Genomic DNA, 25,943 nt, shown 5'->3' on the forward strand with positions numbered 1-25,943 from the left:
CCTTTATTTGCGGACTGATTCGCATTCGGAATGTCATAGTTCGGTCACCTTAATCTTGCCATCGACGATGTCTTTGCCGTATTGCATCGCGTGGTCGATGGCGGTGCCCACGGTGGCGGGACTCACCGCATCGAACAACGTTGCATAGCGCCGGGCCTTGACTTCGTTGGACGGAATGGTGTCTGTCCGTACGAACGATGAGAACTGCCTGGGTCCTTTGGCATACGGATCACGATGCAGGGGGAATATCTGGTGAGAGTACGCACGTAGCTCGTATTCTTTATATTCGATAGTCGGGATGGTCATGATGGCGCGCTCCTTAAGCGATACTGACCGTCATGAACCGACACCTGTCCGGATGCGAAAAGAACGGTCAGGTACATCCAGACCTCTTCACCATGCGCTCAAGACCGTCGAAAAGCAAACTAAATCTTGACGTGGTGAAAGTGGAAAGCTTGCGTCGTGTCGGCTTCGCCGAGACGGCCTGCTCATGCGCGACATCGTTCCGCGCTTGCACGCGGGCCGCGCATCGCTATTACCTGCGCGATATCGGGTGCCGCGGCGGGCCAGGCCGTTCAGATCGTCAGCGATTGCGCCGGATACCGCGCCCCTGAAAAACTGTCGCATCACAACAAGTACGTTGATGGCGGTATTGCATAAAGCGTACTGCCCTTACATTTCGGGGCTTGCAATATCTTCTTCCACGAAACGCAGAATCGCCTCTGTCAGTGCCTCGCGGGGGTAGGCATTTTGCGTGACGAACAACGATGCGATCGTCGTGTGTGTTCGAGCGACAGGCACGGCCAGTGCCCAGTGATCTGCATTGACGTAACCCATTAAAACGCTGTCGGGCACAACCTGATCGTAGAAGATCACCTGGCTGTCGTTTCGTGCGTCGATTCGTGAGAGTTTCTCATAGCTGGATTTGAGGATACTCGAGATGCGCTCCGGCTGCGGAAAGGTCACAAGCGAGTAGTACTTCAGGTCACGCGGAAGCGGATTTTTCGCCATCCACGCCCTGCGTGTCGTCGGTCGCAGGCTTTCCACAGCGCCACCGTCTCCCGAGTGGCAAGCCGCACCCGGAAAGTGCCGCAGCATGTCCGCCTCATATTGCTCCGCGTCGTTGGCAAGCGGCGATCCTCCAACCGCTCCCGCCGCACTGACGACGGCCGCCACGCGGCTGCGGATCTCCGGATACGCGACGACGGCCTCGAGAATATCGGCTGCGCCCTTCGAGTAGCCGATCAGCACCAGTCGTGCTGCGCCCATGGGCTCCTGCATCGCCATCACGGCGTCGCGGATCTGGCGTGCGTTGTTCGCCGATCCCGACAGCCCGTCCACGTCGAGCATGATCGCGTCGTAACCGTATCGCCGAAGGTGTTGAGCGACGGTGTTCGGGTGATTCAGCCACGGCTTGAAGCAGTCATATCCGATGCCGGGAACCACTGCCGCGATGAGGTGGCGTCCCGATTGTGCAAGATCGACAGGCGCACCGGTGCCGGCAGGTTCGGCCCCCACCCGTGTGAGAGCGTCTTCGCAAGGACGGTAGTCAGGCAGCGCTGGACCGCGCGCTTCGAGCACCGCACAGTAGATCTCGCGAAAGCGCGCCCGCTTGTCCTGAACGCCGGCCTGCGATACCTCGACGAGAGCGAGCGGCGGCGTATCTGCCGAGTAGGGAATCAGCGGCTTCGTTGAGCATGCCGCCAGCACAAGGATGGCCGCGAACGCCGCGCCGTGGATGCGGCGGTTGATCCATGCACGCCGGTGCGCAACGCGCTGGAGCACGGCGCCGCTTCGTTTCTGGCAGACCGCCTTACTTGCCAGCATCGCCACCCTCCCGGTTCGTGGAGGACTCGCGCTCCTCCAGGTATGGTACCCACTTGAGCATTTCCACGTTCGCAAAACTAAGCGGGCGGGTGGCAAAGAACATCACGGCGCGTAGTCCGTCGGTGTAATACGGCGCGCCGTTCAACGTTGTCCGCGGGTGTGCCTGTGGCGATTGACCGACGCCATACACAAAACCGAGCTTGTCCAGACCGCCCGAATACATCATGTCCTGGACGAGGAAGTTCCTCGCCTCGTCGACGTCATCATGAAGCGTGTCATCCGCCATACCGTGATGCGCGAAGCGGCCCCCGAGAGGACGTCCGGCTTGCGCTACATACACAGGGTCGCCATTGAAGCGAACGGGCGCGAGCCATGCGCGCAATGAAGTCGACAACGCACCGGCTTGCGCCTGCTTGCGCAGGACGACGTCGGGCGTGCGTCCGAAGAGCCACTGCGAATAGTCGCTTTTCCGCATCTCCCGACGATAGCCACGGCGCACCATAGCGGCGCCGATGTCTCCGAGTTTGCCGATTACGATCACGTTCAGAGGATCGGCTGCCGTCTCGCCGTGCTCGCTCGTCGCGCAGCGCGGCATCCGTTCGAGCGCGTCCCGCAACGACGCGAGGTCGTGATAGTCGGTGAAAGCCGCCTGCTGATACTGGAATGGAGTGAGCGCGAAACGCGGGTCGGCGGCGTCGTCCGGTACAGGTAGAAACAGTGAGAAAGGAATCAGTGTTCTACTTGCGAAAAGATCGATGTTGACGAGCTTGATCTGCCGGTCAGGGTTGGCGAAAAGAAAGCCGCTGCGCGTTTCCCCAGACGGGACGGGGTTTCTGAATCCGAGCTTGTTCAGATGGCTGTCGATGTCTGCGTTCGTCGCACCTCCGAGGAGCGTGTGCATGGACCATGCGACTTCCAGTGGCGAAAAGTAGTCCGGGTCGGTTCCGGAATGCAGCAACCATAACGCTTGCGGCGTATGATTCTCGACTTCGATCCAGAGCGGCTGAATGTTGTTCCTGCCGATGTCGGCGCCAATCACGCGCCTGCTGTCGTCGGCGCCTAGCACCGCCACGCTTACGCGAACGCCGTGCTGGGTATCACTCACCGCCCGCTGACGGAGTGGCGCATCGTCGGTGCTGACGGGCGCGGTCCAAGTCGCGCAGCCGAGGAAGGTGAGCAGGAGGAACACGCTGGCGGCAACGCGCTTCAACGCGTACTGAAGCGGCGGCAATTCGTTCATTGATCTGCCCCTTCAGGCACGGCATTGAACTTTGCAATAGACTCCCATGGAAAAAATTCGATGCCCGAGAGCGAGGTGGGCTGCCGGTCAAACACGAGGACCTGGCGATAGCCGTCGGTGTAGTAAGGGTCAGTGGTCAGATTCTGGCCAGGTGCGGTTTGCCGGGCGGCGCCGACCCCTTTCACGAAGCCGATCTTCTGCAAGTTCTGCGAATAGGCCATGTCCTCGGTCAGCGCGGTACGCGCCTCGTCCACGTCGGGGTCGATCTTATGCGTGGTCAGCGTGGGCGAGTGAAATGTCAGACGCACGCCGATATCCCGGCTGATCTGACCGACCCACACGGGCTTGCCACGGTAGCGCATCGGGGAAAGCCAGAGCCGCAAGTGATTGCGCTGGTGGATGGTGTCGCGGGCTTTCTGCAATGCCAGGTCCTGCGCCCGCCCGAACAGATAGAGATCGCTCACAGGTGCATTGACGTAGCGCTCGCCGGAAAACGCGGACGTGACGGTCTTCATGATCGAGCCGGACCATTTCTGTTCGGTGGGACTCCAGCCACGTCTAACGAGCGCGGGAAATGCGTCGTCAAGACCGCCCACGATGACGAGATTGAGCGGATCGCCGTTCGTCGCGCCGTCTTCGCTGGTCGCGCAGCAGGGAAGCGATTCGAGCGCGGCGCGCAATGCGCTATCGCCGGTGTAGTCGACGATCTTCCCGGGCGGATAGATTTCCCGGCGGAACACCGCGCTAACGTGGTAATCGGCGTAGAAGCCGGGCACCACGATCAGGAATGAGAAGGTCTGTGCCCGACCGCTCGCGACAAGATCAAGCTGAATGAGCTTGGCGCCCTCGGAGAGATTGGTTAGGATATAACCGTACGCGGTGTGGGCCGGCAGCACCGGATTGCGGAAGGCCAGTCCGCGAAAGCGGCGCTCGATTTCATCGCCTGTCACCAACGATTCGCCGCTGGCGAACGCTTCGGCCGCTTCCGATGCGGGGAAAAAGTTGGGATCGAGGCCCGGCGACATCAAAAAATAGCTGGACGTGTCGTCGTTTCGCACCTCGATCCACACCGGCTGAATGCCCTTTTTCGCGAGCGGCACGCCATAAACGCTCTCGCTCTCTTCGGCCGAAAGCACCGAAGCGGAAACATGGAGCCCGCCCTCGGTACGCGTGACGGCGCGGCTTTGATAGCTGAGTTGTTCGGCGCCCGGCAGCGTAATAGCGCAACCGCACAGCATGAAGGCGCTGACAACTGTAGTCAGCAGTCGATTCACGATGCGGTCCATCATCGCGTCACCCGTTTGCCGCGACCCGGGGCGGCGTTCCCGTTACCGAATTCGTATAAGTGCTTGTTTGGGCAAGCGCATTACAGCTCCTGGTCATCTTAGTGAGTGCGCGGGTTCTGGAAGGGACGCCTCGTTACTCACGCTCTACCCTGCCAGTTTCAGATGCCCAGCTTGCTGACCTTCGTGCCTTCGAAGCTGAGGTTGGCCATCAGGCCGGAGTTTGTCAGCACAAAACCGACGATCGGAGAATTGGTCGTCGCGGTGTCGAGTACACCGTTAGCGCCGGTCTTCGCCACCGCTACCGAACCATCCACGCCGGCTGTCCAGCCCTTGTCGCTGGTCCGGAATGTGTCGAGCGCGCCCTGGGTCATGAACATCAGGATCACCGCCTTGGACTGGGCTCCGATCTGCAAGCCAAACGAGGCGGTACTGGTCTTGTAATAGCCGACGGACGTTCCACCCTGGCGAAGCGCGCCTTCGCCATACTCGCCACCGACCACCAGGCCTGCCGCGAGCACTGACGGAAAGACAAGAATGCCCTTGGCCTTGCCGGCCTGCGCTTGAGCGCCCGGCGTCGAACTATATAGCTTCTTGAGGGCTCCATCGACGCCGTCGTCGATTTCATAACGCTTGTTGGCAGCTTCCGTCGGAGTGGAGGTCGTGCTGCAAGCAGCGAGCGGGCTGGCCAGTGCGATCGCACTGACCGAAACGAAGGTGCGACGGTTCATGAGAGGTCCCTCATTGAAGTACGCCAGACTTGCGCCTGACACACCTGAGATTGCGATGCATACCCACCCGGCATCGGAGTGACGCGCCGCCTAAAGGCAGCCTCCTATATCTCCAATGGCATTGCTGCCTCCCCCGCTACCTGTACGGAAGCCGACGGATGTTTTGCTATTACCCGTCCACGATGGCCGCACCACGGCGGCTGCACCGCTCGGAGGCTGCTGACCTGGCACATAGACGTCCATCGCCTGGTCGTTCGCCACAATCACCTGCGATATGACTTGCTGTTGCGACCGGTCGGCCCATTTCTTAGCGATGCATTGCGCAACTGCAGCGACTGACCGTTGGCTTTCTCCCACCGATTGGGCGCCCGGCGGTATAGGTTGACTTGCACAGGCTGACACAGCGACAGTCACGACAAGAAGCGATAACAGTTTCATTGTTAACCTCGGGTTGATTTCGCTCTGCCAACCGACAGCGCGTCGAACCGTAAGTGGCGGCGGAAACCGTGTCGGCTTTGAGAGATGTGACCAAGCGGGCTCAATATCGAAGGTAACGGCGAACCGGCCGAAAGGACGGCAGCGGCAATATGTCCTTCGACGTTGTCCAGGCAACCCCATAACAAACGTACCTGTGGTTAAGGATAGGCCTGGCGCATGCCGACAGGTATAGGACCTTGGTCCGATGCCGTGTGGGCCGGCAATCAATTCAGCAAACTACCTGCTTTCGCCAGGTGTTTCCTCAACAAAGTTTCCTACAGGTTTATCGTAGCAATCTCATTAGCCCAGCTTTGCATCTCCGCGTGCGCCACCAGCTGGGGCCTCGCAGTGTAGCGAGGCTGCAGGCATTCCCCTGAATCCTTGAGTCACCGCGCACTGGCCGGCTCCGGACCACCGGTGCCGGGTAGAGTCACCGCCGCGGCCAAGTCAGAGGGCGGTGGCAAGGCGACCCGGCTACCCTCGATAGAGCCGACGACAGGCGGCGTTAGCACCGCCATGGCGGCAGGCGGTCCCGACGTACGCGGAGCCGCTATAAGAAACCCGCTCGATGTCAAAAAGATTGCAAGTAAGACGACAAATTCCACGGGATCACTCCGTTTGATAACGTTGCAGGCTCACATGTCGCCCTTCCCGATGCGAATGGCTGGCTCGTTTCGACTGCGGATTGGCTACGCGTCTGCCAGCCGAAACGCCGCGCGGCAATGTTCGAAAGCCGCGGAGGTTAGTCACGCTAGGACGCAACGCAGTGGTCATCGCGAAGCCGTTTCAATGATTATGACTCCGACGCAAATACAACGTGCGAGTCGCTAGCAGCTCATCGCTTCTTCCGCTCGCTTTCTGCAAGCTTAGCCAGCCGATGCATCCGGCCAATAGGACCTTGGTCCTACGCTCGCCATGCCGGCTGTGAAAACTGGTATTCGAAACTGCCGGTACCCGGAAACTGGATCTTCGCCTCGTTGTGTGAAGTTCGATTGTTTGAACACCGAGACGCTTCCCAGCGTCGTCTCGCACGTCGTCGTCAGTGCCCCGTGCGGCAGTTACGCCTGATGCCCGGTCACAATTTCGTTGACGAACGACACCAGGCGCTGAAAAAGGTCATCGTGATGATCTCCCTTGAGAGGGCGCGAAGGAAGAGGTTGCCCTTCCGTTCGTACAGTTCTGTTCCAAGCCCGCCGCGTGGATCGCAGCCTTGATGTCGTGCAAGCCCACTCGGATCGAGTTGATAAGTATTACGCCCCGCTTCGCGCGTGCGAGCGTTCACGAAATGGTGACGTGGTGTGTCGTCGGTGTGAAAGGACAATGCAGCGAAATGAGGTCGGCCTGTTTCTCCAAGCTTTGCCACAATGCGCTTCACGGTTCCTGGGCGGAGTTCTGCAACCCACGCTACAAGCGTTCCACGCCCCGGATATCCAGAACTGCTCAAGGTTTCGGCAGCACAGCAATCATGATTCAGATAGTGATCGACAGCCGCCTTCTTTGTCCGAGTGAATACCTCGGCGTCGATCGTACATTGCCGCTCCGCACATCATGACGTTGTTCGTGTTCGCAATGCGAGGACTTAAGCGAGACCTGTCGGGTCTCCCAACCGCCGAATGGTCGCCGCTACAAGTTTTTTCCGCCACGCCCCCTTGCGCTGTTCGGCCGGTCGATCTCGAACCTGTGCTCCGGGCGCTTGCAGCTTCGCGATCGGACTTCAGGAGCTACTAGCAGGGGACACTTCGGTGTCGCATTGCACACTTGGCCGCCCTGCTCGGCGGCTTCCCGGCGCGCGAAGGCGACGGTAATGCGTTTACCTGTCTCGCGATCGGGGACGGAGTTTTCCGCACGTGCGGGAAACGCGACCTATACTGACAGTTGACGCGAATGCGTGGCTGACGCGCGTCGACCGCTCACGGATCACTCCGTCTTTGCAACCGTGACTCGCGGCTTTCAGGGCCCGCTTTTGCGGGCCTTTTTGTGCGGACTGACTTCATGTCCGGATGCGAAACGACGGCGATGGCCTGGCGGGTTCAACCGGTGAATGCAACACACTGAAGACTGCGCAAGCAGTGGGAGTGTTGCAGATGAAACAGCGACGCCGGATTTATTACAGCGAGAAGCAGAAAGCGCTGATGTGGGAACGTTGGCGGAAAGGAGAATCTCTTCAGCGTATCGCCCAGCTTTTTGACCGGAACCACTCGTCAGTACAAGGGATTCTGGCTGAGACAGGCGGGATCCAACCACCGCAGAGGCATCGATCGAGATTGGCGTTGACGCTGGCTGAGCGCGAAGAGATATCGCGGGCGCTTGCGGCTGACGACTCGATCCAGTCGATCGCCCTGCGACTGGATCGGGCTCCCTCCACGATATGCCGGGAAATCAAGCGTAACAGCGGACCAGATGGCTACCGGGCAAGCCACGCCGACCAGCTTGCCTGGGATCGGGCACAGCGTCCCAAAGCCTGTAAACTGGTTGAGCACCGAACACTGGCGCACATTGTGGCAGGCAAGCTCCAGTTGCAGTGGTCACCGCAGCAGATTGCCGGATGGCTCAAGCGTGCGTACCCAGACAACGAGGACTACCACGTGTCCCACGAGACCATCTATCGCAGTCTCTTCATCCAGGCCCGTGGCGCCTTGAAGAAGGAGCTGCTGGAACATTTGCGGCGCACCCGGGCCATGCGCCGTTCGCGCCATCCCACGCAGAAGACGGACGACCACGGCAGGATTCGCGACACGGTGTCAATCAGCGAACGTCCAGCCACAGTTGAAGACCGCGCGGTACCGGGACACTGGGAAGGCGATCTTCTGTGCGGGAGCGGGAGCAGCCAGATTTTCGACGCTCGTCGAGCGCCAGACACGTTACGTTATGCTGGTGAAGATAGCCAGCAAGGACAGCGAAACGGTCATCAATGCGCTCATCAAACATGCCAGCAAATTGCCGCAGGAACTCTACAAATCGCTGACATGGGATCGGAAAACGGAGATGGCTGGGCACAAACGCTTCACCGTCGCCACTGACATCGCTGTCTACTTCTGCGACCCCCAGCATCCATGGCAGCGTGGCTCGAACGAAAATACGAATGGACTGTTAAGACAGTATTTCCCGAAGGGCACCGACCTGTCAGTGTATTCACAGGCGAAACTTAACGCTGTGGCACGACGATTGAATGAGCGCCCGCGAAAGACACTGGACTACGAGACGCCAGCCGAGCGATTCCAGCAAACTATTGCATCCACCGGTTGAATCCGCCCCTCACAAGCGGCCGTTCGCTGTCGTCAGCGAAGCCTTGAATTTTCGACAAATGAAGATGGCAAGGCACTCGTGATTTAACCGCTGCGCCGGTAGTGGCTTCCAACGCGCTAGTTCTTACATGCCATAGCTGTAACGTCGAGTAGGCGGGTTCCCGCAAAGGCTTTAACGAGAAGTTCTCCGCCAGCAATCTCGACCGCTCGCCGGGTGATCAGGTTGTCGTGCGAAGTGATAAAGACGACCGGAGGACGTGGTTCCGGAAGTTGCTCATACATTGTCGGCCCGGAAACGCCAGGCAACTGAACATCCAGAACTAGACACCACGCTTGATCGATGACGTTTGCAGCCTTCAGTGCTTCGGCGCTGTTATAAACAAGCGGGTTGAACACGGCGAGCTTCAGCAGGCGCTGTAGCGCGCTTCGCAAGCCGTCATCGTCTTCGACAAGCACGATTGTTCGCGACTGCGCGACCAATTTAGCAATATTCTTGCATTTAGCTAATGGCGGCGGGCCACTGGGCTATGACGCGCCCATCGCGGCAGGCCGCTGGCGAGACATTTCATATCCCTGCGACGTCTGCTTTTACTTGGTCGGCGCGCGGCTACCCAGCAGCATGGCGTGAACGTCAGCTCTTATCGCGGTTGCGGACGCCGCATGCCAATGATTGAGAACGGCCGAGATCGGTCGGGAGTACGCACTGTCGACTGGCCGCTTCCGGGAAGCGGAATTCCACTGGCCGCTTTCCCGCGGTAAATTCTAAGAGCGGGCTGACACAATCCGACCCGTTACTGCGGTTCCCCGCCCGGCGGCCCGGATGTCCCTTCAGTTCGGCCGAACGGTCATTCGGCGGGCACGCCAGTTAAACGGTATCTGAGATAGATACAGTTCAAACAGCACTCTGTCGAGGTACCCACCTGCCATAGCAGTTACATGATCGCGCCGATAACATGCAGTAACGCATTCAAGGTTACCGGTTTGCCGAGATGCGCATCGAACCCGGCGCGCAGCGCTCGCGCAGCATCCTGCTCACGTCCGAAGCCTGTCAACGCGATGGCAGGAACCTTGGCCATATTCGATTGCTTGCGCAGCGCCTCGATCAGGTCATACCCGCTCATGCCTGGCATGGCGATGTCCGAGAGGATCAGATCGAATTGGCGGTCCACGGCCAGGGCCAGTGCCTTTTGCGCGCTGGACTCGACGGTGACCTGCGCGCCTTCGATTTCGAGCAGCGCGCCAAGCGCCTCAAGGCCTTCGATCGAATCGTCGACCAGCAGCACCCTGAGTCCCTTAAGGATGCCGGCGTCGGCAACAGCAGGCGAGTTCGAGCGCATCGCAAGAGGCGAACGCTTTGGTAACCGCAAACGAAAACACGCTCCCCGACCGATCCCGGCAGATTCCGCTTCGATCCTTCCGCCATGCATTTCCGCCAGTTGCTTTGTAAGCGACAGCCCAATCCCGAGTCCGCTGCTATCGCGCTTGACGCTTCCCTCTGCCTGACTGAACATGTCGAAGACCTTGGACAGGAACTCTGGCGCAATGCCTTTGCCCGTGTCTTTCACTTCAATGCAGGCGAAACGATTATCTTCGGACAGAGCAACCCTGACACTGCCCCCACGAGGTGTGAACTTGAGCGCGTTGCGAACGAGATTCCATAGCATCTGTTCGACACGTACGGAATCAGCCTGAATGACCAGTGCAGTGTCGGTCCGGGAGGTACTCAACGCGATGCCGCCATTTTCCGCATCCGTGGTGCAGGCTTCCGTTACAGAGCGAACTACGGCCGCCAGGTCCACATCGGCGAAATTCAGGGCGAGTTTCCCGGTGCGCACGCGGGAGAGGTCAAGAAGATCGTCGATAATCTTTGCCTGACTGATTACAGAGCGCTGGATGGCCTGAGCCGCATCCTGGACCAGAGGGATATTCCTTGCATCGGGCGCACGACTGAGCAGTTCCGCCTTCACATGGATGAGGTTCAGCGGATTCTTGAGTTCGTGCGAGAGTACGGCGAAGAACTCGTCCTTCTGGCGATTGACGGATTCGGCCTGCGCACGCGTCGCCCGCTCCAGCTCGAGTTGCATCTGCTGCTGACTCTCCACGCTCTTCCTGTCGGTCATGTCGCGGACGATCTTGGCCAATCCGGTGAAGCCCTCGCTGGTGACTGTGGTCATCACCCCACTGCAGTAGATCCTTCGGCCATCTTTGCGTTGATGCCATCGTTCGTCTTCCGCCCGACCGATCGTCTTTGCGGTCTCGCGTTCCCGAACTGCGACATTTTGAGCGCGATCCTCCGGCGTGAAGATTAGATCGATGGGCTTGCCCAGTACTTCCCGTTCGTCATAACCGAACACGCGCTGCGCGCCCCTGTTCCAGGTCACGATCCTGCCGTCCAGATCCTGGACGATGATCGCATAGTCGTCGGTAGCGAGTGCGGCAAGCTTGAGGCGCTCCTCTCCCTGACGAACCTCCTGCTGGGCAACGCGCCGCTCGGTGATATCGATCAGCGTCAGCACCGCGCCGTCGATGCGGTCTTCGCCGGTCCGGTATGGCAGCAGCCGAACCAGGTACCATTCACCGCTTGTCGTGCTGACCTCGCGTTGCGTGATCTGCAGGCTTTGGAAAGTAGCGCTCGCGTCGGCGGCCAGCTCCGGATAGATCAGGCGATGCGTCAGGTCGAACAGCGAACGGCCAATGTCCGTTTCGATCAGGTTGAACAATCCGACGGCGGGCGCGGTATATCGCGTGATGCGCATCTCGCTGTCGACGAAAATCGTGGCGATGCCCGTCGACGCTATGAGGTTTTGCAAGTCGTCGTTGGCCTTCGCGGTTTCTTCAACCTTTGCCTGAAGCGTACCGTTGACGGTGACAAGTTCCTCGTTGACCGACTGCAGCTCTTCCTTGCTCGTTTCAAGTTCCTCGGTCGCGGAACGCATCTCTTCGTTGATGGCCTGAAGTTCTTCGTTCGAAGCCTTTAATTCCTCGTTCGACGCATTGGATTGCTCAATGCTCAGTCGCAGGAGTTCCTTGGTGCGATGTAATTCGCTCTCAAGATGTGCGACGAGCGGATTCTGATCGGCGTTTGTCTGCTTTGCTTCGTCGGGGCGGGTCGTCTCCTCGACTTCATCGAAGAAAACCGTACAGTACACCGCCGAGTTCGTCGCGTCGTTGAACGGACGAACCGTCATGTTCACGTAGGAATGAGTGGCGCCGTGCGAGAACCGCACCCGCTCGGCATCGACGCTCCTGCCGTTTTGCAGTGCCTGAAAAAGCGCAGTGCGCAATTCAAGCCCCAGATCCGGGTTAATGAGTGTGAGCAGATTGTGCGAGGGCTCACCACCGACATAGCGCAGGAAACGCCCGACGTCGTCGGACATGTGCAGGATCTCCGCGTTACGGTCGATCAACACGCTGGGCGGTGCGTACCGTTCGATCGCCTGCTGATGAAGAGTCGCAAAAGTCAGGCTTGCGGGGTCGCGCATAGGTGCCGGCGCGAACGGGCGCGGCGCGGGGGCCTGATTGCCGGTCACAGCCGGCGACGAGATCGACGGGACCTTCGTGGCTAATGCTCTTGCCCGATAAATGCGGTTTTTCTTGTCGACCGTGCTGAAAAGATCGTCCGCGATGTCAACCGACTCGGAGGTTCCCAGGAACAAGAAGCCACCCGGCTGGAGCGCGAAGTGGAAGGTTTCGAACACCTGCCGTTGTACGCTCCGGTCGAGATAGATCAACAGGTTGCGGCACGATACGAGATCGAGGTGAGAAAACGGCGGATCGCGCAGCACGTTGTGAGGCGCGAACAGAACGCTTTCCCGCAGCGCCTTGTTGATCACAAATCGGCCGCGCTCCAGCGCAAAGAAACGCCGCAGGCGCGCGGGCGCAACGTCGGTCAGAATGGATTCAGGGTAGCTGCCGGTGCGCGCGACTTCTATCGCCTGCTGATCGAGGTCCGTTGCAAAGATCTGCAGCTTCGGTAACTCGGTGCCCTCTGTCTTGCCCTCGCTGAACAGCATGGCGAGCGAGTAAGCTTCTTCGCCCGTAGAACAGCCAGCCACCCATGCGCGAACGGACTCACCCTCCGCCTTCGTGCCGATGATGGCCGGAACCACTTCGCGCTCGACCGCCTCGAACGCCTCACGGTCACGGAAAAAGTTCGTCACGCCGATCAGCATGTCGCGAAGCAGCGCGCCTGTTTCGTCTGGATGGGTTTCGACAAAGCGCTGATAGGCAGGCAGGTCCGGCAGGCTGTTGACTTGCAATCGGCGCTCGATCCGCCTCAATACGGTCGCGCGCTTGTAGTGCTGGAAGTCATGACCAGTCCGGACGCGCAGCGCCTTGAGTATGTGTTGCAGCGCGTGTTCTGCCGAAACCGTGCCGCCTTCGGCCTTTCGCGCCGCCGTCCCGCTCATGTCGGCGTCGGCGTCGGGCAGCGTTATCGAACGGGCGTTCCCGCTCAATTCGATCAGCTTCTGCGGGATGTCGACCACCGGCAGCACAATGTCGACCTGCCCGGTTGCCATGGCGTTGGCCGGCATCTCTGCGTACTCGGCGTCCTCCGGCGACTGGGCCAGCGTAATCCCACCGCATTCCTTGATACGGCCGATGCCGACTGCGCCGTCGCTGCCAGTGCCTGACAGGACGACGCTGATCGCACGCTCGCCGTGTGCTTCTGCGAGGCTGCGAAAAAACAGGTCGATCGCGACAGGCCCGCTTCGCCCCCGCCCGGATGGTGTGACGGACAGATAGCCATCGGTCATCGAGAGCGCAGTCGCCGGAGAAATCAGATAGACGTGGTTTTTCTCGATCGGTGTGGCCTCGGTCACCTGCTGGACCGGCAGCCGTGTGACGCGCCGCAGAACGTTGTCGGCCTGGCTTTCGTGAGAAGGTGAAAGATGAAGAACAACCACGAACGCCATGCCTGGGTCCCGCGGCATGTGTTCAAAGAATCGGATGAGGGCCTGAACGCCGCCGGCCGATGCACCGATGCCGACGATCGGAAAGTCGAGCGCAGAAGCTTTGCGAAGCGCTGCCGTCTGGTCGCCCGCAGCACGATCTGATTTTTCCATCTGACAAGACAACCTTGAGTAAGTATCGACAAGTTTAATCTGATCTGTGGCAGCAAGGGAGCACGCACTGGGTTCTTCCAGGACCGGCGCCCGAGAATATCCAAAATGCCCTCCCCGCCCGCGGCGCCTAGTCGTGTGCGGGCAAGCAACAGGCTCGCCGTTTGCTGCTATCTGCCAAGGAGGGCGACAACACATGGATCAAAGACGCAACGCAGGGCATGTCGTGGTAGTGGCGGCGTCGCTGGGCGGGCTGCAGGCGCTGCAAGCGATCGTCTCCACACTGCCGGCCGATTTCCCGGCGAGTATGTTCATCGTCATGCATATTGGCACGTGGCCAAGCCAGCTACCCGAGCTGCTCGCCGCAGAAACCAGCCTGCCGGTCGTCCATGGCTCCCACGGTGCAGTCATCACGGCAGGGACGGTTTATATCGCACCGCCTGACAGGCATATGCTCCTTGCTGACGGCAGCATTGTCCTGTCGACCGCGCCGAAGGAAAACTTCACGCGTCCCGCCGCTGATCCGCTCTTTCGTTCGGCAGCGGTCAATTATGGGAACCGCGCAGTCGGCGTTGTACTCACCGGAAAACTGGATGACGGCGCAGCTGGGTTGAAGGCCATCCATGCCTGCGGCGGCTATACGATCATTCAAGACCCGTCGACGTGCGTTGCTCCCGACATGCCCCAAGCTGCTCTCAAAGCTGTTCCCGCGGACGTGGTCGCTCCGATCGAGGACATAGGCCCGGCCATCCTCAAAGCGTTGACAGAACATTCGTCCAGGGGCTTTGACATGAACGAGAGAAAGCGCGCCGCGCTTGAGCTGAAAATTGCCGCCACCGGCCACTCATCACCAGCTGAGCTGGAACGGCTCGGACGCCGAACGAGCATGACCTGCCCGGACTGTGGCGGCGTCATCTGGCGCATCGGAGAGGGTTACCCGCTCAGGTATCGGTGTCATACAGGCCACGCATTTTCCGCGATGTCGCTGGAGGCGGAGCAACGCTCAGGTGCCGAGAATGCGCTGTGGTCAGCGGTTCGACGCCTGGAGGAAAAGCTGCTTCTTGCGCAGGAGCAACTTTCTCTGGCGGAGACGACACACAGCGCCGACGCATCAGCGTTGCTCGCCGAGATAGCTCCTTTGGAGATCGCGATTGAGACGGTCAGACGCCTGGCGATCGAGTCGGCCGCTACGATCCCCAATCTCAGCATTGAATAATGCATCGGCCGGATTCGCCTCCTGCGGCACATTCCCGCGGGAGTGTCGTGACTGGCCGGGCACAACTCAGGCCGGAACGCGCCAGGGCCGCTGCGGATTCTATAAGTGAGTCAGACGCCTGTTGTTTGTGGTGGCCGGTCGGGAAACGGCCGAATGGCCGGTCGCGACGTCGAAGCTGACGTTGGGACGTCGTCGACTAACTGCTAGCGAACGTCTCTCACTGGCCGGCAAGCGCCCGCTCGCCCGTCATGGTCTGTCAACCTCCGTTTGCTCGGCCATCTCGAGCGCATCGTCCACCTCATCGAGGCGGACAACCCGGTGCTCGCGGAAAAGCTGCGTCGCGCGAGTCCGCACTGGACTCGGCACACGCATGCAACCCACGCCCTGGCTCGCGGCGCCGAACTGACCACGGTGCGGGATAACCTGCGCCATGCGTTGATCGCGACGACGTCGATCTACCTGCACAGCGATGAAGTCAAGCGCGCCCAGCAGATCCGGAACGCCTTCGCGGAAAGACAGGGTTCCAGCTGAACCGCCCTGAAACGGCATGATCTTTTCGGTTTATATAACCTATACGCTTATGATAGGAATATGCGCGTATCTTGTTCATCCCCCTAAACCTGTTTCCGTCTGTTGCAGAAATTTGTTCCTGGCGTGTCGGCCAATGGCCTGCCCTGTCCGCGCTTCGGCCATGGTCACGGCTTCGTTGGCTGCGGGAACAATATTATGCAACTGCGATTTGTACAAATTGTTCCCTGCTGACCCATGGCTCCCGACTGCCCGCTGGCGGACGCGAACAACTTCACGCAAACCAACGCCTATGAGTCGTCGTCATCGGTACGCCGATAGCGTAGCTCACGCTGGCTGCGAATGGCGGTAACAAACGCCGTGTCCAACTCGGGCACGAACCGATAAAGTGCCAGGTAACCGTGTGCACCGTTCGATATGACGAGCTCACGCATGCCGCCTAGGTTCTCAGCTGGCCGTCCGATCAACGGACTCGACTGCAGTATGTCGAGCGCGCACACGATATCGTCAATGCGTTTGGCAGCGTGCTCCGGTGTGTGCTCGAAGAGAAAGTCAAAAATGCGATCGAAATCCTCGCGGATCTCTGGCGCCAGAATCAGTCGCGCCATTTCTTGACCTTCGGCGGTACCGGCCCATGTCCCGCAGCCCGCCCCCGAAGGTATTCGCGCATGTCGGTCCACTCGATTCCGATGCCTGTTTCCAGCATGTTCGCCAATCGAGCATTGCCGTCGTTGAGGAAGCCACGCCGCAATTCTTCATTGGCAACTCTGTCCGCGATCGCTTCCAACATGAAACTGTGCGCCGTTGTCCCGGACTCTTCCGCGAGTCTTGATACCCGATCGCGGAGGTCTGCCGGCAGGCGAAGCGTAGTAGTAGACATATCGACCTCGTGAAGTGTCACAACTGTGCTACATTTTATGCCTCTCCGCCGCTTTCGCAAGTGCGCGATCCTGCTCGGGTCTTGCTAAAGCGGGCGCCTAGTGAAATGGGGACAAATTAAACTATGTCAATTTCCACGCGACAATACTGTCCGAATGCGTCCGGCCTTTGGGCGGCTCACCCAAAACCGAGCTCCGAGGCCTCCTGCGTCGTGCCTGACGACTCCGTGAGCACGCGGTTTCGTCCGGCGCGCTTCGCCGCGTAAAGCAGATGATCGGCGCGCGCCAGCAACGTTGCGACGCCCTCGCCGGGTCGAGACGCGGCTATGCCAGCACTCGTTGTGACACGCAGCATGGCGTCGATCTCATCGAAACGCGAGGACTCCAGCACAATGCGAGATCGCTCGGCGATCCGGTACGCGGATTTCCCGTCGGTGGCCGGCAGCAGGAGCACGAACTCCTCGCCGCCGATTCGCCCCACTATGTCTGTCTCGCGCACCGCGGCGCGCAGAATCGCGCCGAACTGGCGCAGCACCGCATCGCCAGCCGCATGCCCGTAACGATCGTTGATGGATTTGAAGTTGTCGATATCGAAAGCGACGAGAGCGAGCGGATACCTTTTTTTATCCGCGATGCGGCGGCCCGCCAGGCGTTCAAACGCGCGCCGGTTCAAGGTTTCCGTGAGCGAGTCCAGATCCCGCTCGATAACGAGCCGGTCGATCACGTCCGACATCGCCGCGGCCAGCAGAACCAGCCCCAGCACGGCGCCCATCAACGCGAGCGATATCTGCAGTAACACCCAGAAAATGGTCTGTGCGAACGGGACGGTACTATGAGGTAGTGGCTGGATGAGCGTGAGCGGCGTCCTGATGAGAAAGCTGGCACCGAAGATCAGCAGCACCCAAAGCAAAACGTGATTGATGGTGCGGCCATTGCAGCGTTCCCGGAAACGGGCCGCGGTGAACAGCATCAACAGCCCGGCGCTGAGATTAAGAATGTAGATGCGCACCAGCAGATTCGACGCCACACAGGAGAAGTAATACATGCCGCCAAGCACGAGCGTGAACATCAACGCATGCGTCGCGAGCCGGAAATGAAGCCCTGCCCTGCGCAAGACGCCTTCCGCCAGCAGTTGAATGCTGAGCACATAAAACGTTGCTGATAAGAGCGCATTCGATTTCCATTCATCCGGCAGGTGACAGATCTGCACTGCTGAGCCGAGTGCAAAAGCACCAAATGACGCAGCGAGAAGGCGCAAATAGGCCAGCCGCTTGTCATAGACCCACGCACAGGCAAAACCGAGCGAAAAGACGGTCGTAATACCTGGGATGATCAGCTGGACGAGTTGGTTGGGCGTGATGTGAGCGGGCATGTCGCTCCCCTTCTTCACTGCGCTGCCTGGCGTTGAATGGTCGGACCCGCGAACGGCGAACCCGCAGGGTACGTTAGCCAGCCGCCATTGCCGACCCAGCCAGAAACGGCGCGGCCCCTGTACCGCCGAACGCGATTGTACGTCAGGAGCAACAGAAGCCCCTCGGACCAGGCCTGCTCACTTACAGTCCGCATCTCATAGCTATGACGCCGCCCTGCCTCAGAGGCAAGAACGCAACTTGCCCCAGTCTCGGCAATGACCGAATACTTGCTGTTCATGTTTCCCGCGATGCATCCGTTGAATCCCCAACGACGACTTGCCGAATCGGCGGTCCACCGAGCCCTTTCCGTTTGTTCAGTACGCAACCGGACTCAGCAGAGCGGGCGCACCAAATTCCTGCAGCTTTGCATTCGACTGCCGGAAATACAGTGTCCAGAACTGCTTCAATGCGGTTAGCGTCTGCGGATCGCGATAGGCGTTCTTTACCTTTGCGTCACCGGCGAGCAAACCAGCCCCGAGAACATACACCCTGGCACCACCAAAATCGCCGATCAAACCAGCCGCATTTGCTTTCTTTATTTCCACTGCAGGATCGATGTGCCGGACCGTGTTGCGGGCATAGAAGCTCGAAACCGTACTGTTCTCGAGCATATCCGACGCCAGGAACACAACGCGGTCAGAAGCAGAGGACGCACGCACCTTGTCACCGATATCCTTCAACGCGGCGAGTATGTCTGACCTCGCAAGATCGTTGGTCGCCGCCGATTGGACCTGCGCGACTGCAGTCAGCAACGATTTTCGAGCAAACGCGGACTGGCCGGTCATGCATGCATCGAAGGTGCGCAGCGCACGTTCGCTGATGTCGTCGCGCAGTTTCTCTGGTATTGGCGATTCGAGCACCCCGCGTGTCACGACTTCCGTATAACGGCCTTGCGAGAACGCCGAGAAGTCGAGCAACGTATAGGCACTTCCCGGCTTGATGGCGGCGGACGCCGTCGCTGCAATCTGCGCCTGCAGCTTTTCATCGAACACGGTCGTCTGATCGACTGCAATGAAGAGTTCGCGATCGACTCCACCAGCAACCGGCTTGATGTGGTTCGCTGCGTAACAGCTCGGCACGTCGTTACTGATTCCCGCCAGTACGCTACCCGCGTCCAAACTCAACGCGGCAGCGACTAATAAATACCGGGGATGTCGGATCATGGTCAGCCTTCAAACCTTGAAGAGATCATCGAGCTGCGACTCGAGCGCATTTTTCGCCTGCTCGGCCCGTTCCTTATGTGCCTTGATCTCATTGATCACCTGCGTTCGCATGGGCTCCGCGAGACCGTAGATCAATTCCTTCTTGCGCGCGACATCGGATGTTCCCTCAATCTCCAACACGATGCTGTCGATGCTGGCGTTCGCTACCTCTTCCGCCACGGCGGGCGCTGCAGCGGGGTTTGCAACGATTGGCGAAGCCTCTGCCAGAACTTCCTTCTTCTCAGGCGTCTCAGATGCCACGCCCGCCGATGCCTGCTTCGACTGCACGCGAACCGGATCGGATTCCAGGTCGGACAGTGCACGTTGCTCTAGCACGTAGTCACGGAAGGTCTTCGAAAACGTCTTGCCCGAAATGTCAGCGTTTTCGGCCATCCGCTTCTGCAGATTTTCCAGTTGCGACTGCGCGATGGACCGCAGCGGCGCGAAGTAGTTGTTGTAGTCCTCGAACGTTGTGAAGCCCTTGGTAGTCTTCCATGCCGCACGACTTTCCCGGCCACCAAAGCCCCATGCAAACCCGCCAAAAATGCCGACGATCTGAGTCACAACGAAGATAATCGCAAGCGTAATGAATGCAGCGGCACCTTCGCTGCGCGTGGACGACGATTCCTCTGCCCGCGCGCGCTCATCTGCCGCCTTCTGGCTGGACACCAGTTCAGTCGGCACCGCGTTGCCATTTGCAAACGGATTGCCTGCGCCCGCGCTCTGGTTCACGCCCATCGCTTCCCGCGTTTGTTCTGCATTCAGATTGCTCCATCGCATGCACGTCGACGTCACAGCGATCGCAAGAATGACGACGACCGCCAGGCCAACCATGAAATAGCTGTGGCTCGTACCCACGCGATTCGCTACCTGCGTATAGTCAGGCTCCCCGTCATCCACCGACTGATCTTCGTCGAGCTTGACCTTGCGGCTTGAGAAGCGCTCCTGCGTCTTGTCCTGCCGCCATTGCTTGCGGCAGCGCGCAACGAGATTCGAGCGATACAGTTGATGCCCGGCCACGTGCGTCAGGAACACCATGATCACGCAAATCACTAGCACGATCGCCACCATCAGCAACGTATGCGTGTTCGCGCTGCCGTCGCGTGCCATCCAGCTGCCGAGAAGATACGAAAAGCCGAGGCCTTCCGCAATGACGAGTACCGTCAGCAGCACCATCAGCCACAGCGGCGTGGGCGAACGGCCGCTGTCGTCAGCCTTGGCGAGATACTCGTTTCGCTTGCTGAACTCTGCCTTCGAGAGATAAGAAATGAACTTGTTGTAGTCACCGCAGAGCGTGCGTTCCGAGTCGGTCCATCCGCCCTGACCGTGGATGCCGTGACGCGAGAGACGCGCAGTCTTGCCGAGCACCGGGAAGGTGTATTTCCAGTGATTCAGCCAGAACTCGAGCGTCGAACGATACGAAAAAGCGCCGATGGCGAGGAGCGCGGCTACCACCCACCAGATGACGGTGCCCAGATTACCCTGAATGAAGTCCATCATGATCGTCTTTCCTGTTCTTATGTTCGTGCGATGACGGGCACGTAATCAACGGTGAAATACTGATTGCTCTTGTGGCGTACGAGTTCGCCGGCGGTCGCCTTGCCATTTGCGAAAATGATGTCGGCGCAGTCGAATAAGCCGGCATTGTTGACGAACACCCGGTACAGCACACCGCCCTTCACGGCATAGGCGTTGACGTCCGGAGACAGTCGCACCTGCGCAGGACCGCTCAGCCCGCCGTTCTGTTCGTAGTCTTTCCACACGAGCAGGGTTGGCTTCGTACCTGCTGTTGAGCCATTCCGAAGGACGGAGACGTCCTTCAGTGCGAGATACTGTCCATTGAGCGTCCCGCCCCAGCTGCTTCCATAGAGGTTCTGCACATGATCGCGCACAGGTACGGCGCGGTCATCTGCGACCGACTTCATCGCGTGCGAAATGCGCGGACGGTCATTCACGCAACTCTTCGAGACCGGCGCCTCGTCTGCGACCGCCGAGGACAGGAACGAGAATGACGACGACGGCGCAGCAGCGGCCGCAAACTGAAGACCAATGCCCGCAGCCGAAGCTTCACGCCAGCCGAAATCGATGCTGTCGGACATACCACGGGCCGCGATCGTCGGCGGCGTGCGTGCTGCGGCAGAAGCCGCCGTTGGAGCCGGGCTTGCAGACGCCATTGCCGGAACATGGCTATTCACGCGCGGCGAATCCGCCACACGCGCTTTTGCCTGTTTCTGGACTGGCTTTGCGCTCGCCGTTCGCATCGACTGGGCGTCCGGTTGCGGTGTCGTGTCCCGATAGTATTGATATCTCGGAACCCGGCTGCCCACATAGCTTTGCAGGATGTCGGGCCTCATATTTGTGAGATCGACGATTTCAACCCGACGATTCTTCGCGCGTCCGTCTTCGGTCCGGTTGTCGGCGATCGGCAGGGTCTCGCCGGCTCCCTGATAGAAGACGTTTTGCGGTGCGATGCCGTGTTCCGCGAACAGCCGTGCCACTGTGCGGGCGCGGCGCTCCGACAGATCGGCATTCAGTTCAGAGTTGCCCGTATCGTCGGTATGGCCAATCAGCAGGATTTTTGTCTGTGCCGCGGCCGCTTTCTCCGCATCCGTGGAGGCCCCGGCGACGCGAGCCGATGTCCGGTACTGTTCAGCAATCTCGCCGAAGTAGATCTGTGCGTCTGGCGTAAGCTCCGCTGAGCCTGTTTCGAACTGGGTATGGCGCGCCGTGTCGACAACTGTGAACGCGCTTCCGACCTGCTCGGTTTTTCCTGTATCCGCCGCCCTGATTTCGAGTGGAGCCGACGTGTATGTCAGATCGTGCCTGGCGGCGATTTTAGACAGCGCACAACGTCGACTGTCGACGGCATGGCCAATCAGCCCGCCAGCCAAGGCGCCAGCGGCCCCGCCGATTGCGGCCGCTGCAACCTTGTTCTTGTTACCGATCACTGCGCCAAGAATGGCACCCACGCCCACGCCCACGGCAATGCCGATGTTGCGATTGCTGTTTGCGCAGGGATCGGGATTGGCGAACGTGCTCTCGAAGATATTAAGGTCGCCGCCCTGTTCCGTCGAAGCGCTTCTGGTCGCGTCGGCTTGCTGAACGCCGCCAGGATTTGCGCACCCTGTAACGGCAAAAATGGTGATCGTGGCGAGCCATATTGGTCTCGCCTTGCCCCGTGCTCTCAATGAATACCCCTCGGAGATTCGTTTTTCTATGCGCCTGCGTGGACGCTCATTTTTTTCTGCCCATCCAATCCAACAGGACAGGCTCACTTTTATCGATTACGGCACGCGACCGGCTAACTTTAGAGCGGTGGTCTCAACTTTCGCGATGCGCCGCCGATAAATGCGGTTTGTACGTGAAATATCGGCAGAATCAGACGCGGAGAACAATAATCGCCGCATACAGATTGCGATCACCACGCTCGCGGGGCGCGCAACCAAAGTGGCCGGGGTCGAAAACCGGAGCCGCCCTATCAAGGACCCGTCGTGCGGTTGCGGTAGGCGCTCGGCCCCTCGAACACCATCCGGGTTGGTAAACCCACAGCGCTCGATTACGTGAATGCCCGGCGCGAAGAGGCCGGTTTGTCCCTCATTGCAATCGACGAAAAGCTCGCCGAGGCTGCGGCAGACCATGCCCACTACTTCGACCTTAACCGGGCCGGCACCCGGCGCCCAAGCAGGCGCATCGCGACGACGAGCAATACGTACGTCACGCCGGAGCGCAGAAGTACTTCGAGCAGGAACAGCGATAATGTGTTTCCGAACAGGAAGTGGTGCCAATCCGTGAGACTCAAAGGGCGATTTTCCACAACGGTTTTCCCGCAGCAGTGCAAGGTCTGACGGACCGTGCATGACGCGTGCCCGCGAAGGGACGCTCCCATGCGCCGGACTGGTTTTCGCCACCTCGGCGAGGTGAGCGGGCAAGCGCCTAGTACCTCGTCGTCAGCACAAGCTAATCGGCGGCAAAGAAGACGAGTACCTTGGTTAGCCACACGACTGCATACATGCCGGGCGCGTTGGCGTCCTGCTCGCATAACGGCCGCCGCGCATCATGCCTTTTTCACTGCCGCTAGCGGACAATCTCCGCCCGCACTCATCGGCTGCTAAATCCCTTTCTCGAGCCACCTGTCAGGCGCGTCAGCATGCCCTTGCGATGTGACGGCTGCCCTGACTTGGAGAGGTCATGGCTACCGCCCGGATATGAAGCGGGTCCCGGTTGCGCCTGCGGGAGGGACGGCTCACTGCCCAAGACGTTCTCGGTTTGTGCCGCGATCGGCGTCTTAAGACGCCTCCTGACTGGCGGTCGTCTATTTCAACGAGCGCACGCAATATGGCAGTACCCGCCAGCGTATTCCTCAGGGGATATCGACTTCCACGTGACTTCGACCGGTGAATCGTACGCGCCATCGCTTGAGTGCGCGCCATGCAGTGCCACCGGCTGCGAGATGCGCCCGGACGGGGACCCACCGTTGCTCGCCCCGACAGGAACCGGTGCGCGAGGGTGCTTTAAACGCAAGCGGAGGCCTGCGGACACCACATGCCGCGCGGTACGCAGCTTGCTCGCTTTCCGAATGTACCGACCCGTACATAGGACCGGCTACGGAGGCATCATGGAAGACTTCGAAAGCACAGAACTGACGTCGCGGCAGGCCGAATATCGCGGATACGTCATTTCATCAACGGCGCTGACAAGTGAGAGTGGCCAGTGGGTGCCCTGCGTTACGGTAACTCTGCGCGGAAGACGTATCAGGCTGAGCCGCGAGCGACAGGGCCAGGTGCAACTGACCAGGGAGGCAGCTATATGCCAGGCACTCGTCTGGGCCAAGCAGTTGATCGATGAGCGTGAGGTGCCTGTATCCGAAATCGGCAACGTGCTGCTGACCGAAAATCGGTAGCCGTCAACGAAGTAGCTGACCAACCAGTTGCTGTGATCGGGGTGAGAGATAAACTACCTCGCGTTGTCAATTCTGAGGCCGCCGCAGATCACTGTCGGACTCGACTATGTCAAGGCAAAAGCGTTGATTACTGCACGCCACACGGGCTCAGGACGGGAGCGTTTCATGAGCGCACACGCGATCCACGTTGTCATGGGCTCCGTTAATGATGCGTATATCGTCGATCATCATCACTGGGCACGCGCCTGGCTCATGATCTCGGACACCTTGACGCACCAGTGACGATTGTCGCGGACCGGAGACGTCTGGGGCATTCGAAGTTCTGGGGAAAAATGGAAGCAAAGGGCTGGCTGCATCCGTTTGATGAAAATGGCAGGCGTTGCGACGTCACAGCCTTGCTGCCTTCGCGCGCAGGGCAGGTGCCTATCGGAAGCCGGACAGCGCTCATGGCAGCTTTGTCAGGTCCGACCTTCTCAGGACACGTGTAGCAATCGCGGGCGAAGCGCCGGGAGCTTTTTCTCTGGCGTTGCTCGAGTCTATCCGCGTTGCACAAAGCGGGGCTGCCCGGAGCCTCCCAGGCTACATCGGCCGAAAGCGCAGTTGATCAAGGATGGCGACATCGGAAGCTGGTTCGGTGCGCAGTGCGAGGCGGTCCTGAGCCGCGTTGAGTCCGCCGGCTACTGCATCTGGCCGTCCGTCATGCGTCGACGCTTGCAGTGTCGTCGTTACTCTTCGAGGGCGCTTTCGGCAGCCAGACGGACGACTCCGGATGCGTCGAGTACACGCATGACAGGGCTCCGACGGACGGTCTTGGGAGGCAACGGTCACGCCGCAGGACCAGCAAAAAGATTAGCCGTTGGCGGCAAGTTGCGTCGAGCAGTGCCCGCTCCATACCTGGCCTGACGGTCAGGCCAGGGCGCTCGTGCTTGCGCCACATGATGCGGAGCGGGCCCGACGTCTCCAGTTATTCCAGTTATATATGGCGCAACTACCCGAGATGCGCGATCTGTGCCGCGCGCAAGCCGGACGCTAGCGTCTCCCGCGACATCGCACATGGCCTGAATGCATAGAGCATGCATGCGGCCGTCCTTCGCAGGACCGGTCACGTCGCTATGTTGTAGCACTTCGACCCGTTGCCACTGCAAACCGGTTTTTAACGTGAGCCTGTTGATTTGCACGGAATCCTGACCCACCCTGCGCAGTAATTTGCATCGAATATTGACCCACGTAGAACACTGACCTGCTCGGCAACGGGCAGGGGAACGGAGTGATCGACGTGGCTATATTGAGCATCATCCGACGCTGGCACTTTCGCGATCATGTCTCGTTGCGCGAGATTGCCAAACGGCTGGGCGTGTCCAGAAACACGGTCAGGCGTTACATACGGGCCGGCACGGTCCTGCCCGCCTATCCCGAACGTCACAGCCCCAGCAAACTCGACGGGTTCGCTGCGAAGCTTGCTGGCTGGTTGAAGACCGAGGCGACGCGACCCCGCAAACAGCGCAGAACCCTCAAGCAGATCCACGCGGACCTCTGTGCACTGGGATTCACCGGCTCCTATGACCGGGTCGCGGCATTTGCCCGGCGCTGGCGACAGGAGCAGCACGAGCAGGCGAAGACGACCGGGCGCGGGACGTTCGTTCCCCTGCGGTTTGCTGCAGGCGAAGCGTTCCAGTTCGACTGGAGCGAGGACTGGGCCGTCATCAATGGCGAGCGTACCAAGCTGCAGGTCGCGCAACTCAAGCTCAGCCACAGCCGAGCGTTCTTCCTGAGAGCCTACCTGCTGCAGACTCACGAGATGCTGTTCGACGCTCACCATCATGCGTTCGTGGCGTGGGGCGGCATTCCACGCCGCGGCATTTACGAATGAAAGGGACTTCCCCGTCCCGAATCAAGCGCCCGTTGCGGGTAACGGCATCAAAGTGCCACGATGGGGTTCTC

Annotated in this window: 20 protein-coding genes and 3 pseudogenes; 8 read left to right on the forward strand and 15 right to left on the reverse strand. The window is 59.8% G+C overall.

Annotated elements, in window-relative coordinates; translation table 11 throughout:
* Nucleotides 1-33: 33 nt before the first annotated feature.
* The 7 genes from SB753_RS23740 to SB753_RS23770 all read right to left on the reverse strand — a co-directional run bounded on the left by SB753_RS23740 (nucleotide 34) and on the right by SB753_RS23770 (nucleotide 6,933).
* Nucleotides 34-306, reverse strand: coding sequence for a hypothetical protein (locus SB753_RS23740; protein ID WP_410802113.1), 273 nt, complete (start codon nucleotides 304-306; stop codon nucleotides 34-36).
* 366 nt (nucleotides 307-672) lie between these two features.
* On the reverse strand, nucleotides 673-1,827 hold the full coding sequence (locus SB753_RS23745) for a hypothetical protein (protein WP_410802115.1): 1,155 nt from the start codon (nucleotides 1,825-1,827) through the stop codon (nucleotides 673-675).
* Complete coding sequence (locus SB753_RS23750; protein WP_408490983.1) at nucleotides 1,814-3,067, reverse strand: LssY C-terminal domain-containing protein; 1,254 nt, start codon at nucleotides 3,065-3,067, stop codon at nucleotides 1,814-1,816. The genes SB753_RS23745 and SB753_RS23750 overlap by 14 nt, the downstream gene beginning before the upstream one ends.
* Nucleotides 3,064-4,353 carry an LssY C-terminal domain-containing protein gene (locus SB753_RS23755; RefSeq protein WP_410802133.1) on the reverse strand — a complete coding sequence of 430 codons (1,290 nt, stop codon included), beginning with the start codon at nucleotides 4,351-4,353 and terminating at the stop codon, nucleotides 3,064-3,066. Before SB753_RS23755 ends, SB753_RS23750 begins: the two co-directional genes overlap by 4 nt.
* Nucleotides 4,354-4,511: 158 nt before the next feature.
* Nucleotides 4,512-5,081, reverse strand: coding sequence for a YSC84-related protein (locus SB753_RS23760; RefSeq protein WP_408414562.1), 570 nt, complete (start codon nucleotides 5,079-5,081; stop codon nucleotides 4,512-4,514).
* A gap of 90 nt (nucleotides 5,082-5,171) precedes the next feature.
* Nucleotides 5,172-5,519 carry a hypothetical protein gene (locus SB753_RS23765; RefSeq protein WP_408414565.1) on the reverse strand — a complete coding sequence of 116 codons (348 nt, stop codon included), beginning with the start codon at nucleotides 5,517-5,519 and terminating at the stop codon, nucleotides 5,172-5,174.
* Between the two features lie 1,114 nt (nucleotides 5,520-6,633).
* Complete coding sequence (locus tag SB753_RS23770) at nucleotides 6,634-6,933, reverse strand: hypothetical protein (protein ID WP_408490981.1); 300 nt, start codon at nucleotides 6,931-6,933, stop codon at nucleotides 6,634-6,636.
* A gap of 709 nt (nucleotides 6,934-7,642) precedes the next feature.
* On the opposite strand from SB753_RS23770, the pseudogene SB753_RS23775 reads away from it, so the two are divergent.
* Nucleotides 7,643-8,804: pseudogene (locus SB753_RS23775) on the forward strand (IS30 family transposase).
* A 116-nt stretch (nucleotides 8,805-8,920) separates the two neighbouring features.
* On the opposite strand, the gene SB753_RS23780 reads toward SB753_RS23775, so the two are convergent.
* Both SB753_RS23780 and SB753_RS23785 read right to left on the reverse strand, forming a co-directional pair.
* Complete coding sequence (locus SB753_RS23780; protein WP_408486045.1) at nucleotides 8,921-9,259, reverse strand: response regulator; 339 nt, start codon at nucleotides 9,257-9,259, stop codon at nucleotides 8,921-8,923.
* A gap of 476 nt (nucleotides 9,260-9,735) precedes the next feature.
* A complete protein-coding gene (locus tag SB753_RS23785; protein ID WP_410802118.1) occupies nucleotides 9,736-13,869 on the reverse strand; it encodes a CheR family methyltransferase in 4,134 nt (1,377 codons plus the stop codon).
* A gap of 193 nt (nucleotides 13,870-14,062) precedes the next feature.
* Here SB753_RS23785 and SB753_RS23790 point away from each other — a divergent pair, with 193 nt between their 5' ends.
* On the forward strand, nucleotides 14,063-15,082 hold the full coding sequence (locus tag SB753_RS23790) for a chemotaxis protein CheB (protein ID WP_408414577.1): 1,020 nt from the start codon (nucleotides 14,063-14,065) through the stop codon (nucleotides 15,080-15,082).
* A gap of 300 nt (nucleotides 15,083-15,382) precedes the next feature.
* A pseudogene (locus SB753_RS23795) lies at nucleotides 15,383-15,613 on the forward strand (tyrosine-type recombinase/integrase); the annotation flags it as partial.
* Between the two features lie 287 nt (nucleotides 15,614-15,900).
* Here the strand turns inward: SB753_RS23795 and SB753_RS23800 are convergent.
* From SB753_RS23800 to SB753_RS23825, 6 genes are all read right to left on the reverse strand, one after another.
* Nucleotides 15,901-16,218 (reverse strand): type II toxin-antitoxin system RelE/ParE family toxin, encoded by a 318-nt coding sequence (locus SB753_RS23800; protein WP_408486040.1) that lies wholly within the window; start codon nucleotides 16,216-16,218, stop codon nucleotides 15,901-15,903.
* The gene (locus SB753_RS23805) at nucleotides 16,206-16,400 is read right to left on the reverse strand and encodes a hypothetical protein (RefSeq protein ID WP_408414582.1); all 195 of its coding nucleotides are present in this window, start codon (nucleotides 16,398-16,400) and stop codon (nucleotides 16,206-16,208) included. Before SB753_RS23805 ends, SB753_RS23800 begins: the two co-directional genes overlap by 13 nt.
* 266 nt (nucleotides 16,401-16,666) lie before the next feature.
* The gene (locus SB753_RS23810) at nucleotides 16,667-17,860 is read right to left on the reverse strand and encodes a GGDEF domain-containing protein (RefSeq protein WP_410802120.1); all 1,194 of its coding nucleotides are present in this window, start codon (nucleotides 17,858-17,860) and stop codon (nucleotides 16,667-16,669) included.
* 354 nt (nucleotides 17,861-18,214) lie between these two features.
* The gene (locus tag SB753_RS23815; RefSeq protein WP_408486036.1) at nucleotides 18,215-18,979 is read right to left on the reverse strand and encodes a hypothetical protein; all 765 of its coding nucleotides are present in this window, start codon (nucleotides 18,977-18,979) and stop codon (nucleotides 18,215-18,217) included.
* A 93-nt stretch (nucleotides 18,980-19,072) separates the two neighbouring features.
* Nucleotides 19,073-20,602, reverse strand: a complete 1,530-nt coding sequence (locus SB753_RS23820; RefSeq protein WP_408486034.1) for a hypothetical protein — start codon at nucleotides 20,600-20,602, stop codon at nucleotides 19,073-19,075.
* 17 nt (nucleotides 20,603-20,619) lie between these two features.
* Nucleotides 20,620-22,290 carry an OmpA family protein gene (locus tag SB753_RS23825; RefSeq protein WP_408486032.1) on the reverse strand — a complete coding sequence of 557 codons (1,671 nt, stop codon included), beginning with the start codon at nucleotides 22,288-22,290 and terminating at the stop codon, nucleotides 20,620-20,622.
* 372 nt (nucleotides 22,291-22,662) lie between these two features.
* On the opposite strand from SB753_RS23825, the gene SB753_RS23830 reads away from it, so the two are divergent.
* The 5 genes and pseudogenes from SB753_RS23830 to istA all read left to right on the forward strand — a co-directional run.
* Nucleotides 22,663-22,947, forward strand: a complete 285-nt coding sequence (locus tag SB753_RS23830; RefSeq protein ID WP_408486030.1) for a CAP domain-containing protein — start codon at nucleotides 22,663-22,665, stop codon at nucleotides 22,945-22,947.
* Nucleotides 22,948-23,717: 770 nt separating this feature from the next.
* Nucleotides 23,718-24,002, forward strand: a complete 285-nt coding sequence (locus tag SB753_RS23835; RefSeq protein WP_410802123.1) for a DUF6566 family protein — start codon at nucleotides 23,718-23,720, stop codon at nucleotides 24,000-24,002.
* 63 nt (nucleotides 24,003-24,065) lie between these two features.
* Nucleotides 24,066-24,284, forward strand: coding sequence for a ParB-like protein (locus tag SB753_RS23840; protein WP_408414602.1), 219 nt, complete (start codon nucleotides 24,066-24,068; stop codon nucleotides 24,282-24,284).
* Entirely contained in the window at nucleotides 24,281-24,490 is a 210-nt protein-coding gene (locus SB753_RS23845) for a ParB-like protein (protein WP_408414605.1), read from the forward strand. The genes SB753_RS23840 and SB753_RS23845 overlap by 4 nt, the downstream gene beginning before the upstream one ends.
* 779 nt (nucleotides 24,491-25,269) lie before the next feature.
* A pseudogene (gene istA, locus SB753_RS23850) lies at nucleotides 25,270-25,869 on the forward strand (IS21 family transposase); the annotation flags it as partial.
* Between the last annotated feature and the right edge of the window lie 74 nt (nucleotides 25,870-25,943).

Origin of the sequence: Paraburkholderia sp. SIMBA_053 (assembly GCF_046534895.1) — a bacterium.
GTDB classification, from domain to species: Bacteria; Pseudomonadota; Gammaproteobacteria; order Burkholderiales; family Burkholderiaceae; genus Paraburkholderia; species Paraburkholderia caledonica.